Here is a 354-nt window from a genome sequence, read left to right on the forward strand (position 1 = left end):
AGGCACGATTTGGTTTCCGCCCCAGCGAGGCGCGATCCGCTTGGCTGAACGGCCATACGGTGCGCAAGACGACCGACGGCAGCTTTGCCGACTGGCTGTTGCGGGCTGACGGCGCCTAAGCCTCTCGGCCCGCATATCATCTTGTTCCCCAGCGGTTATCAAGAATGGTGACCAGGGCAACCAGACGCAGCGGGGTGAGGATCACTACGTGTGCCAGGCTATAGAGCGGGGCGAGCAGCACCAGCCTTGGTTCGCGCGCAATCAAGGAGAGATTGCGGAAGAGCCCGGCTGCAAGCACATAGGCAAACCAGATGGCCACGATCGACCACGCGCCCACCATCGGATTGAAGACCA

At 61.9% G+C, this 354-nt stretch carries 1 pseudogene; it reads right to left on the reverse strand.

From position 1 onward, the window contains the following. Nucleotides 1-136: 136 nt before the first annotated feature. A pseudogene (locus tag C5748_RS28445) lies at nucleotides 137-354 on the reverse strand (hypothetical protein); the annotation flags it as partial.

Origin of the sequence: Phyllobacterium phragmitis (assembly GCF_002980495.1) — a bacterium.
GTDB classification, from domain to species: Bacteria; Pseudomonadota; Alphaproteobacteria; order Rhizobiales; family Rhizobiaceae; genus Paramesorhizobium; species Paramesorhizobium phragmitis.